Below are 12,384 nucleotides of genomic sequence, written 5' to 3'. Positions count from 1 at the left end.
GCCACGCGAGGTCGCCCCCGCCCTTCACAGCGGCCTAAGCCACCCCGAGCGCGATGCCGCGCTCGCCAAGGCTCGGTTAGACGCGAGCCGCCAGGCGAGCGTCGTAGGCCGAGACTTAAGTAAACAGAGGATCGAGCGCGACCGCGGTGAAGAGCAGGGCGAGGTAGACGTTGGAGAGGTGGAAGAACCTCATCGGCCGCAGGTGCACGCCCGTCACGCCGGCGCGCGCCGCGCGCAGCAGCCGGTGGCCCTCCAGCAGGAAGACCGCGCCCAGGACCAGGGCCAGCGCCCCGTACACCATGCTCATCCCTGCGACCGGCCACAGCAGCACCGAGCAGGCGACGGTGGCCCAGGTGTAGAGCAGGCTCTCCACGATCACGCGCCGCTCGGTCGCCACGACCGGGAGCATCGGGACCTTGGCGACGGCGTAGTCCTCGCGGTAGCGCATGGCCAGCGTCCAGGTGTGCGGCGGCGTCCACAGGAACACCACGCCGAACAGCACGAACGGGGTCCAGGCCAGGCTCTCGGTGATGGCGGCCCAGCCGATCAGGACCGGCATGCAGCCGGCGATCCCGCCCCACACCACGTTCTGGGAGGTGCGGCGCTTGAGCAGCAGCGAGTAGACGAAGATGTAGAACAGGATCGCGAACAGCGACAGGGACGCGGCCAGGGCGTTGACGGCCAGCCAGAACCCCGCGGTGGACGCGGCCGCCAGCACCACCCCGAACACCAGCGCCTCGGTCGGGGAGACCTCGGCGCGGGCCAGCGGGCGGCGGCGGGTGCGGCGCATCTTGGCGTCGATGTCGCGGTCGATGTAGCAGTTGATCGCGTTGGCGGCGCCGGCCGACAGCGTCCCGAACGCCAGCGTGGCCAGCGCGGTGCCCAGCGGCGGCACGCCCCCGGCGGCCAGGAACATCACCGGCAGCGTCGTGATCAACAGCAGCTCGATGACGCGCGGCTTGGTCAGCGCCACGTAGGCGCGCAGCAGCGCGCCGACCGGGCGGCGGCCGGTCCGGGGAGCGCTCCCGGCCGAGCCCGCGGGGGGCGCGGCCGGCAGCGGGGGCGCGGGCGGGATCTCGTCGTCGAGCTCGACCGCGAGCTTGTTACTGAGCACCGTCACAATCGGGTCCACGTCCAACTAGGCATGAGAAATCGCGTACCACTTCGGCGGTGTGCCCCCGCGCGATCTGGCCGCACCTCGGATCAGGTATTTGTTCGCGGCCACTGTTGTCCAACCGCGGAATCACTGTAGTCCGCCCCCTCCGCAGGTCGAGCACCGGGGCACCTCGACGCGCCGCCGCGCCGCGCGGCAGGGCGCCACGGCGCAGGTCGGCGGGGGCCCGCGGGACCGTTCCGCGGACGGCGGGCCCGCCCGCTCCGCGCGGCCCGGGCCGAGGGCCGCCGCCGGGGTGGCCGGGGTTCCCCCCGGGGTTCACCCGCGCGGGGGGTTAACGGCGAAATCGTCCGGGCAAGGGTCGACAAGGACGCGGGAAGCCCTGCCGCAGGCGATCGACGTCGATGGTGGCGGCCGACTCGTTCGATAGGCTCGGGAAGGGCAAGGCATGATCTTCACCGGGCCGCGCGCAGCGGCCGTGGGCGGGGCGATCGGGGGCCGGACCAGGCGCGGCGCGACGGCTCCGCGGCGAACCGGCCTCCTGGGAGGACACGTCCGGGAAGACACGCCCCGGCGGCCACGTCCGGGTGGAAGGGCCGTGTCGCGCGGCCGTGCGGGGGGCGGGCGCGCGGCGGAACGGCCCGGGCCGGACGTGGGCGGACATCTTTACATTCGGTTCGACGATTTCGGTCGAGATTCGGTTCGAGAGGAGCCTGGCGTTCCGTGAGTGGGGACATCAGCACGTTTGAATGGTCCGATCTGGACCGGCGGGCGGTGGACGCGGTCCGCGCCCTCGCCATGGACGCGGTCGAGGAAGCGGGCTCCGGCCACCCCGGTACGGCGATGAGCCTCGCGCCGGCCGCCTACCTGCTCTTCCAGCGGTTCCTTCGGCACGACCCGACGGACCCGTCCTGGGCGGGCCGCGACCGGTTCGTGCTCTCCTGCGGGCACTCCAGCCTGACGCTGTACATCCAGCTGTACCTGTCGGGCTACCCGATGACGCTGGAGGACCTGAAGGCCCTGCGCAAGTGGGGCAGCCTCACCCCCGGCCACCCCGAGCACGGGCACACCGCGGGCGTGGAGACCACCACCGGCCCGCTGGGCCAGGGCATCGCCAACGCCGTGGGCATGGCGATGGCGGCGCGGCGCGAGCGCGGCCTGTTCGACCCCGACGCGCCCGCCGGCGAGTCCCCCTTCGACCACACCGTCTGGGCGTTCTGCTCCGACGGCGACATCGAGGAGGGCATCAGCCACGAGGCCAGCGCGCTGGCCGCGCACCAGCGGCTGGGCAACCTGGTCATGCTGTACGACGACAACCACATCTCGATCGAGGACGACACGGCGATCGCGCTGTCGGAGGACGTGCGCGCCCGCTACGCCGCCTACGGCTGGGACGTGCACCACGTCGACTGGACCGTCGGCGGCGACTACGAGGAGAACGTCGCGGAGCTGGCCGCCGCGCTGGAGGCGGCCAGGGCCGAGACCGAGCGGCCGTCGTTCATCGCGCTGCGCACCATCATCGGCTGGCCCGCGCCGAACAAGAAGAACACGGGCAAGATCCACGGTGCCGCGCTGGGCGCCGAGGAGATCGCCGCGACCAAGAAGATCCTCGGGCTGGACCCGGCGAAGTCGTTCGACGTCCCCGAGGAGGTGCTCGAGCACGCCCGCGCGGTCGCCGACCGGGGCCGGGAGCTGAACGCCCAGTGGCACAAGCGGTTCCGCGCCTGGCGGGAGGCCAACCCCGAGCGCGCCGCCGAGTTCGAGCGGATCTCCGCGCGCCGGCTGCCGAACGGGTGGGCCAAGGCGCTGCCGGAGTTCGAGGCGGGCAAGGCACTGGCGACCCGCGCCGCGTCCGGGCAGATCCTGGGCGCGCTGGCGCCGGTGCTGCCGGAGTTGTGGGGCGGTTCGGCCGACCTGGCCGAGTCCAACAACACCACGATGAAGGGCGAGCCGTCGTTCATCCCCGAGGAGTTCCAGACCAAGGAGTTCCCCGGGCACCGCTACGGCCGCACGCTGCACTTCGGGGTGCGCGAGCACGCGATGGCCGCGATCTGCAACGGCATCGCGCTGCACGGCGGCACCCGCCCGTACGGCGGCACCTTCCTGGTCTTCAGCGACTACATGCGCCCGGCGGTGCGGCTGGCGGCGCTGATGAAGCTGCCGGTGACGTTCGTGTGGACGCACGACTCGATCGGCCTGGGCGAGGACGGGCCGACGCACCAGCCGGTCGAGCACCTGTGGGCGCTGCGCGCCATCCCCGGCCTGGACGTGGTGCGCCCCGCCGACGCCAACGAGACCGCGGTGGCGTGGCGGACGATCCTGGAGCACACCGACCGGCCCGCCGGGCTGGCGCTGACCCGGCAGAAGCTGCCCACCCTCGACCGCGAGAACGGGCTGGCGCCCGCCGAGGGCACCGCGCGGGGCGGTTACGTGCTGGCCGACGCCTCCAACGGCCGTCCGGACGTGGTCCTGATCGCGACCGGCAGCGAGGTCGAGCTGGCGCTGGAGGCGCGGGACGCGCTGGAGGCCGAGGGCACCCCGGCCCGGGTCGTGTCGATGCCGTGCGTGGAGTGGTTCGAGGCGCAGGACGACGCGTACAAGCAGCAGGTGCTGCCGGCGTCGGTGCGCGCCCGGGTCTCGGTGGAGGCCGGGATCGCGCTGGGCTGGCGGCAGTACGTCGGCGACGCCGGCGAGTCGGTGGGCCTGGAGCACTTCGGCGCCTCGGCCGACTACAAGACGCTGTTCCAGCAGTTCGGGATCACCGCCGAGCGCGTGGTGGCGGCGGCGCACGCCAGCCTCATCAAGGCGGCGGTGCACGGCGCCGGGCGCGGTGAGACCACGGGGAACTGACCGGCCGGCGCCGGCTTCACCAACGGGCCGTCCCCCGGCGACCCGCCGCAACTCGACGAGGAGAAAGCGATGACCGACAACCTGAAGAGGCTCTCCGACGAGGGCGTGTCGATCTGGCTCGACGACATCAGCCGGGAGCGGCTGCGGACCGGCAACCTGGAGCAGCTGGTCAAGGAGCGGCACGTGGTCGGGGTGACCTCCAACCCCACCATCTTCGCCAAGGCGCTGAGCAAGGGCTCGGCGTACGACGACCAGGTCCGCGACCTGGCGGTGCGCGGCGTGGACGTGGAGGAGGCCGCCCGTTCGATCACGACCTTCGACATCCGGTGGGGCTGCGACGTGCTGCGCCCGGTGTACGACCGGACGCAGGGCCTGGACGGCCGGGTGTCGATCGAGGTGGACCCGCGGCTGGCGCGGGAGACCGAGAAGACGGTGGCCGAGGCCCGGGCGCTGTGGTGGATGGTGGACCGGCCCAACCTGTTCATCAAGATCCCGGCGACCCGGGAGGGGCTGCCGGCGATCACCCGGGCGCTGGCGGAGGGCATCAGCGTGAACGTGACGCTGATCTTCTCGCTGGAGCGGTACGGGGAGGTCATCGACGCCTACTTCGCGGGTCTGGAGAAGGCCCGCGAGAACGGGCACGACCTGTCCGCGATCGCGTCGGTGGCCTCGTTCTTCGTCAGCCGGGTGGACACCGAGATCGACAAGCGGCTCGACAAGGTCGGCTCGGACGAGGCGAAGGGGCTGCGGTCCAAGGCGGGCGTGGCCAACGCCCAGCTGGCCTACGCGCTGTACGAGGAGAAGTCCGGGACCGACCGGTGGAAGGCGCTCAAGGACGCCGGGGCCCGGCCGCAGCGCCCGCTGTGGGCCTCCACCGGGGTGAAGGACCCGAACCTGCCCGACACGCTGTACGTCGACCACCTGGTCGCGCCCGGCACGGTGAACACCATGCCGGAGGCGACGCTGGACGCGGCGGCCGACCACGCCGAGGTGCCGGGCACCCCGATCCAGGGCACCTATGACGAGGCCCGCGCCCACATGAACGCCCTCAAGCAGGTCGGCGTGGACTACGACGACGTGGTCCGCGTCCTGGAGGACGAGGGCGTGGAGAAGTTCGAGGCGTCCTGGAACGAGCTGCTGGCCACCATCGCCGGCGAGCTCCGGGACAAGGGCGCCGGCCAGCAGGGGGCCGGCGCGTGACATCGGTGGTGACCGCCGGGGGGATTTCGGTCACCATGCGGGGCGCCCTCGTGGACGGGACCGAGCCGCTGCTCGACCGCCTGGTCTCCGACGGCGTCCCGGTACGGCTGGCGTCCGGCGCGCGGGGCGGGTCCGTCCCGTCCCGCGCGTCGCGGCTGTGGGGGCCGGACGCGGCCGCGGCGGCCGAGCGCGGGCTGGGCTGGCTGGATCTGCCGGAGCGGTCGCGGGGGCTGCTGGGCCGGCTGGCGGAGCTGGCGGGCGAGGCGCGCGGCGCCGGGCTCGACCGGGTGGTGCTGGCGGGCGGGGGCGGCGCGGGCCCGGCGCCCGAGGCCGTGGCCCGGACCGCCGGGGTGGAGCTGACCGTCCTGGACGGCACCGATCCGCACCAGGCCCGGGCCGTGCTGGGCGACGGCCGGCTGGCCCGCACGCTGGTGGTGCTGACCGGCACCGCCGATCCGGGCGAGGCCGGCGGCGCGCTCCGGTCGTTCGGGCCGCCGGAGGTCGACGTCGAGACCGACGCGCACCGGCGGATCTTCGAGGACGCCTTCCGGCGGGCCGGGATCTCCGGGGCCGCGCTGCGGCGCCGTTTCGCGGTGGTGGCCGTGCCGGGCTCGCCGCTGGCGGCGCTGGCCGAGGAGTCCGGTTACCGGCTGGTGGAGGCCGAGGGCGACGCGGGCGGGCCGTTCGCGGCGCTGGGCGCGGCGGGCCTCCTGCCGGCCGCGCTGGCGGGCGCGGACGTGGCGCGGCTGCTGGACGAGGCCGCCGCGCTGGCGCCGACCCTGGACCTGCCCTACGACAATCCGGCGCTCGCGCTGGGCGCGGCGCTGGGCTCCTCGGCGCTGGCGGGGCGCGACAAGCTGGTCGTCGCCGATCACACTCCGGGCCTGGCCGGGTTGCGCGACTGGGTCGAGCACCTGGTCGCGGGCGCGACGGGCAAGGACGGCAAGGGCGTCCTGCCGGTGGTCGTCGAGGGCGTGGAAGCGCCCGGTTTCGGGGCGGCCGGGGACGTGCGCCGGGTGCTGCTGGGCGACCGTCCCGACGAGCCCGGGCAGGGCCGTGCCACCGCGGGGGGACGGTCCTCCGCACCCTCCGAGCCGGGCCGGGAGGCGGGGCTGAGCGTCACCGGGCCGCTGGGCGCGCAGTTCCTGCTGTGGCAGTACGCGGCGGCGGTGGCGTGCCGGGTGATCGGCGTGAACCCGTTCGCGCGGCCTGACGTGCGCGAGTCGCGGGACAACGCGGCCGCGCTGCTGCGGGCCGAGGAGGGCGTCTCCCCCACGGTGATCGCGCGTCCGGCGGCGCTGGTGTCGGGGGCGGTCGAGGTGCACGGCCCCGAGGACCTGATCGGCGGCGCCCGGACGCTCACCGACGCGCTGGAGGCCGTGCTGGCGGGCGTGCCGGAGCGCGGCTACCTCGCCGTCATGGCGTACCTGGACCGCTGGGGCGACCCGGACGCGGGCGGGCTGCGGTCGCTGCTGGCCGAGCGGGGCGCGGCGGTGCGCAGGTCGCCGGTCCCGGTGACCTTCGGCTGGGCGCCGCGGTGCCTGCCCGCGACCGGCCAGTACCACAAGGGCGGGCCGCCGAACGGCACGTTCGTCCAGGTCACCGGGCGGGTGAAGGACGATCTGCCGGTGCCCGGCCGGCCGTACACGCTGGGGCAGCTGCAGCTGGCCCAGGCGTTCGGCGACATGCGGGTGCTGCGCTCGCGCGGCCGTCCGGCCGTGCGGCTGCACCTGCGCGACCGGGTCGACGGGCTGGCGCAGCTCACCAAGGCGCTCACCGCCTGAGCCGCGCCGGGCGCCCGGGCCGGGCGCCCGGGCCGGGCGCCCGGCGCGCGCCGCGGGCGGGACCGGCCGCGACTCACGTTCCGGAACCAGAAGATCGCGGAGAAGGTCGCGGACGCCCGTTGACTCCTGGAACGATGGGCGTCGGGAGGAACGGTGTCCGGATTCGACGTACTGACGCGCGGCGAGGTGCTCGACGCGGCGCTGCAGGCACGCGACTATCTCGTGAGCTGCGGCGTTCCCGGCGCGCTCGCCGCCAAGGACCCGCGGCTGTGGGGCCGTCGCGCGGTGGACCACAGCCGGCTGGGCTGGCTGGATCTGCCGCACGCGTCCCAGGGGCTGCTCAAGCAGATCGAGGGGCTGATCACGGAGGTCCGCTACACGGGCCTGGACCACATCGTGCTGATCGGCCTGGGCGCGGAGAGCCTGGCCGCTGAGGCGATCATGGCGGAGGCCGCGGACGCGGCGGACGCGGACGCCGGCGGGGAGGGCGCGGCCGGGGCGCCCGGCGCCCGGGGCGGCCCGGGCCCCGGCCGGCTGACCGTGCTCGACGGCGGCGACACCGCCGCGCTGGGCTTCGCGCTGGAGCGGCTCGACCGGACCCTGGTGGTGCTGTCGAGCAAGTCGGGGGTGTCGCTGGAGGGCGACGCCTACCGGCGGATCTTCTCCGAGGCGTTCCGCCGGCACGGCCTGTCCGAGCAGGAGATCGCCGGCCGCTTCCTGGTGATCACCGACCATGGCAGCCCGCTGCACGACTACGCCCGGCAGAGCGGCTTCCGGATCGGGCTCACCGATCCGCACCTGCCCGGCCACTTCAGCGCGCTGTCGGCCTACGGGCTGGTCCCGGCCGTGCTGGCGGGCGCCGACGCGCACCGGCTGCTGGAGGAGGCGGCGGTGCTGACGCCGTCGCTGGGCAAGGACGAGGACAATCCCGGCCTGCTGCTGGGCGCGATCCTCGGCGGCTGCGCCCAGCAGGGCGTGGACGGGCGGCCGCGCGACAAGCTGGTGCTGAGCGAGCCGGGCGTTCCGGCCGCGCTGTCGGGCTGGATCTCCCACCTGCTGTCGGTCGGCACCGGCAAGCGGGGCCGCGGCGTGCTGGCGTTCGACCCGGCCGGCAGCCCGGGGCCGCTGGCCGACGCGCACGAGATCGCGATCAATCCGCGGTCGCCGCGCGGGGACGCCGACACCTCGCTGTTCGCCCCGCTGGGCGCGCAGTTCCTGCTGTGGGAGTACGCGGCGGCGGTGGCCGGGTGGCTGCTGGGCGTCAACCCGTTCGAGCCGGGAGGCACGGTGGTGCAGGAGGCCGAGGACGACGCGGTGACGATGCTGCGCGCGGTCGGCCAGGCGCCGCTGGCCGCCGACCGGCCGCCCGTCTCCGTCGACGGCGACATCGAGATCTACGCCGATCTGGCCTGGCAGGGCGGCGCGGCGGCGGCCCCGCCGGTCGCGAGCGTCCCGTCGATCCTGGACGCGCTGCTGGCCAGCGTGGCGCCGGACGGCTACCTGTCGGTCGTGACCTACCTGTCGGGCGGCCTGTCCGGCCGCGACCTGGCGCCGGCGCTGGCCCGCCGGTCCGGGCGGCCGGTGTCGTACGGCCCGGGGCCCGGCTACCTGCACTCGACCGGCTCGGTGCACAAGGACGGCCCGGGGACGGGGGCGTTCCTGATCGTGAGCGGCGACCCGCCGGCCGGTGACGCGCTCGCCGACCATCCCGTGCCGGGCCGCCCGTACAGCCTGGGCAAGGTGCGGCTGGCGCGGGCGATGGCGGAGGTGCGCGCGCTGCGCCAGCGCGGGCTGCCGGTGGTGCGCCTGCACCTGCGCGACCCGGTGGCGGGCGCGGAGCAGCTCGGCGAGGCGGTGCGGATGGCGGCCCGGGCGTGACCACCTACACCTCGGTCGTCTCCGGTGGGACGGCCATCACCGCGCGCGGCCCGGTCCGCGAGGCCGCCGAGCGCACGCTGGGCCGGCTCTGGATCGACGAGGTCCCGGTCCGGCTGGCGTCGGAGGACGCGGCGCTGTGGCCGTCGGCGGCCCGGGCCGCCGAGGAGGGCCGGACGCTGTGCTGGCCGGGCCAGCCGGGCCCGGCGCGGGCGCTGCTGGAGCGGCTGGGCGAGCTGCGCGCCGCGGCCGAGGAGTCCGGGCTGACCGAGGTGGCGCTGCTGGGCCGGGGCGCCCCGGCCCGCGCCGCCGACCTGATCTTCCGCCATTTCGCCGCGCGCTCCCCCGCCGGCGGGCCGGGGGACGCGGACGGCGCGGCGGCGGCCGGCGGCGCCGGTGCGGGTTTCCTGGAGATACCCGAGAGGCCCGGGAAGCCGGAGCGGGCGGCGGGGGCCGCGGAGCCGGCGGGCCCGGCGGCGGCCGTCGGGGCGTTCGAGACCTCCACCTGGCCGGCCGAGCCCGAGCGGGGGCCCGGCGGGATGTCGCTGACCGTCCTGGACGGCCCGGAGCCGGGCCCGCTGATGCGCCTGGGCGGCGACCGCGACCGGCTGCGCCGCACCCTGGTGGTGGTGACCGGGAACGACCAGGCCACCGACACGCTGCGGCGGGTCTTCGTGCGGCTGTTCGGCGAGCTTGACCTGAGCCCGGAGGAGATCGCGCGGCGGTTCGTGGTCGTGACGGCGCCGGGCGGCGTCCCGGCCAAGAAGGCCGCCGACGCCGGGCACGCGCTGATCGAGGCGCCCGAGGCCACCGCGTTCGGGGCGCTGTCGCCGTACGCGCTGGTCCCTGCGGGGCTGGCCGGGGCCGACGTGGCGGCGCTGCTGGACGAGGCCGCGCGGGTGCTGCCGTCCCTGACCCGCCCGGAGAACAACCCGGGCCTGGTGCTGGGCGCGATCCTGGGCGGCGCGGTCCGCACGGGCCGGGAGACGGTCGTCCTGGGCGGCTATCCGGCGATGGCGGCGGCCCGGCCGGAGCCGGGGCTGGCCGATTGGATCGCGCCCCTGCTGTCGGAGGCGACGGGCGGCCGGGTGCTGCCGCTGGTCCAGCACGGCGGGCTGCCGGTCGTGCCGGGCGACGACCTCTTCCTGGTCACGCTGGAGGGCCGTCCCCACCAGGACGACGCCACCGTGTCGGGGCCGCTGGCGGAGCAGCTGGTGGTGTGGGAGTACGCCGCCGCCGTCGGCGCCTACCTGCTCGGCGCCGACCCGCTGCGCCCGCCGGAGCGCGACCCCGGTGAGGGCGCGCCCGGGGCGCCGGTGTTCGAGGAGGGCGAGCCGGGGCGGGCCGTCGAGGTGCACACCTCGGATCCGGTGTTCGCCGCCGCCGCCGACCTCTCCGGGCTGCTGGAGGCGGTGGTGCGGCAGGCGGCCGCCGACGGCCATCTGGCGATCGTGGCGCATCTGGACCCGGATCCGGCACGCGGGCAGGGCTCGCAGGTCAGGCGGCTGGCGGCGGTGCTGGCCGCGCGCTGCGCGCGGCCTGTGACGATCAGCTGGGGGCGGCGTTACCCGGCGATCGGGAATGATCAGCAGGAGAAGGGCGTATACCTGATGATGACCGGGAACGTCGTCCACGACGTGCCCGTTCCGGGCCGGCACCAGCGGCTGGGCCCGCTGCAGGCGGCACGCGCGCTCGGGGAGGCCCGGGCGGCGCGCGAGGGCGGCCGGCCGGTGGTGCGGCTGCATCTGCAGGACCGCTGGGCGGGCCTGGCCCGGCTGCTGGAGGCCGCTCGGGGAGGGGCATGACCGGGAGGCACCGCGGCGCGGCCGGAGGGCCCGGCAGGCACGGCATGAGCCCGGCGGCGCGGCCGACACGTACCACGCACGGCGGTACGGGGTATGGCAGGACCGGGCATGACCGGACCGGGCACGGCAGAACACCCATGGCATGAGAAACACCACAACGACACAGCGGGCGGGATCGGTCCCTGCACCGGTCCTCGGCATCGTGCGAGAAGAGGGGGCCCTCACGTGACCACCAAGACACCCAACCCGCTCCGGGATCCCCGGGACAAGCGGTTGCCACGGGTGGCGGGGCCGTGCGTGCTGGTGCTGTTCGGGGTCACCGGAGACCTGTCGCGCAAGAAGCTGCTGCCCGCGATCTACGACCTGGCCAACCGGGGGCTGCTGCCGCCGGGGTTCTCGCTGGTGGGGTTCGCCCGCCGGGACTGGGACCACCAGGACTTCCGCCAGATCGCCTACGAGGCGGTCAAGGAGCACGCGCGCACGCCGTTCCGCGAGGACGTCTGGCGGCACCTGGCCGAGGGCATGCACTTCGTCCCGGGCGAGTTCGGCGACCCGGGCGCGTTCGACGCCCTCGCGATGGCGGTCAAGGAGCTGGACGAGACCCGCGGGACGGGGGGCAACTACGCGTTCTACCTGTCCATCCCGCCCAAGTTCTTCCCGCAGGTGGTGGAGCAGCTGCAGCGCAGCGGCCTGGCCGAGCGCGAGCCGGGGTCGTGGCGGCGCGTGGTGGTGGAGAAGCCGTTCGGGCACGACCTGGCCAGCGCCCAGGAGCTCAACGACACCGTGCACCGGGTCTTCCCCGAGGAGTCGATCTTCCGGATCGACCACTACCTCGGCAAGGAGACCGTGCAGAACATCCTGGCGCTGCGGTTCGCCAACACGATGTTCGAGCCGATCTGGAACCGGTCGTACGTCGACCACGTGCAGATCACCATGGCCGAGGACATCGGGATCGGCGGCCGGGCCGGCTACTACGACGGGATCGGCGCCGCCCGCGACGTCATCCAGAACCACCTGCTGCAACTGCTGGCGCTGATCGCGATGGAGGAGCCGACCTCCTTCAGCGCCGAGGCGGTCCGGGCCGAGAAGGCCAAGATCCTGTCGTCGGTGCGGGTGCCGGGCGACCTGCACCTGGCCACCGCGCGCGGGCAGTACGCGGCGGGCTGGCAGGGCGGCGTGAAGGTGCGCGGCTACCTGGAGGAGGACGGCATCCCGCCGGACACCCGGACCGAGACCTACGCGGCGATCAAGCTGGAGATCGACAACCGGCGCTGGGCGGGCGTGCCGTTCTACCTGCGCACCGGCAAGCGGCTCAGCCGCCGGGTGACGGAGGTGGCGCTGGTGTTCCAGCAGGCGCCGCACCTGCCGTTCTCGCACACCGACACCGAGGAGCTGAGCGAGAACACGCTGGTGATGCGGGTGCAGCCGGACGAGGGCATCACGCTGCGGTTCGGGTCCAAGGTGCCGGGCACCTCGATGGAGATCCGCGACGTCAACATGGACTTCGCCTACGGCGAGTCGTTCACCGAGTCCTCCCCCGAGGCCTACGAGCGGCTGCTGCTGGACGTGCTGATCGGCGACCCGCCGCTGTTCCCCCGGCAGGAGGAGGTCGAGCTGTCCTGGAAGGTCCTCGACCCGATCGAGGAGTACTGGGCCGCGCACGGTGAGCTCGAGCAGTACAAGTCCGGCGGCTACGGGCCCGAGAGCGCCGACGAACTGATGGCCCGCGACGGGCGCGCTTGGAGGCGACTCTAGA

Annotated in this window: 7 protein-coding genes; 6 read left to right on the top strand and 1 reads right to left on the bottom strand. The window is 74.8% G+C overall.

Annotated elements, in window-relative coordinates; translation table 11 throughout:
• Window positions 1-115 precede the first annotated feature (115 nt).
• A complete protein-coding gene (locus ACZ466_RS43510; RefSeq protein ID WP_464041921.1) occupies window positions 116-1,120 on the bottom strand; it encodes a heme o synthase in 1,005 nt (334 codons plus the stop codon).
• 717 nt (window positions 1,121-1,837) lie between these two features.
• On the opposite strand from ACZ466_RS43510, the gene tkt reads away from it, so the two are divergent.
• The 6 genes from tkt (at window position 1,838) to zwf (ending at window position 12,383) form a co-directional block, all read left to right on the top strand.
• Window positions 1,838-3,964, top strand: a complete 2,127-nt coding sequence (gene tkt / locus ACZ466_RS43505) for a transketolase (RefSeq protein WP_464041920.1) — start codon at window positions 1,838-1,840, stop codon at window positions 3,962-3,964.
• A 69-nt stretch (window positions 3,965-4,033) separates the two neighbouring features.
• Window positions 4,034-5,164 carry a transaldolase gene (gene tal / locus ACZ466_RS43500; protein WP_378289068.1) on the top strand — a complete coding sequence of 377 codons (1,131 nt, stop codon included), beginning with the start codon at window positions 4,034-4,036 and terminating at the stop codon, window positions 5,162-5,164.
• Entirely contained in the window at window positions 5,161-6,948 is a 1,788-nt protein-coding gene (locus ACZ466_RS43495) for a glucose-6-phosphate isomerase (protein ID WP_464041919.1), read from the top strand. The genes tal and ACZ466_RS43495 overlap by 4 nt, the downstream gene beginning before the upstream one ends.
• A gap of 153 nt (window positions 6,949-7,101) precedes the next feature.
• On the top strand, window positions 7,102-8,826 hold the full coding sequence (locus ACZ466_RS43490; RefSeq protein ID WP_378289064.1) for a phosphoheptose isomerase: 1,725 nt from the start codon (window positions 7,102-7,104) through the stop codon (window positions 8,824-8,826).
• Complete coding sequence (locus ACZ466_RS43485; RefSeq protein WP_378289061.1) at window positions 8,823-10,628, top strand: hypothetical protein; 1,806 nt, start codon at window positions 8,823-8,825, stop codon at window positions 10,626-10,628. The genes ACZ466_RS43490 and ACZ466_RS43485 overlap by 4 nt, the downstream gene beginning before the upstream one ends.
• A 225-nt stretch (window positions 10,629-10,853) precedes the next feature.
• On the top strand, window positions 10,854-12,383 hold the full coding sequence (gene zwf / locus ACZ466_RS43480) for a glucose-6-phosphate dehydrogenase (RefSeq protein WP_378289059.1): 1,530 nt from the start codon (window positions 10,854-10,856) through the stop codon (window positions 12,381-12,383).
• Window position 12,384 lies beyond the last annotated feature (1 nt).

It is taken from the genome of Actinomadura rugatobispora, assembly GCF_055379765.1.
Note: the sequence above shows the minus strand (reverse complement) of the source record. Positions and strands in the feature narration are given on the sequence as shown.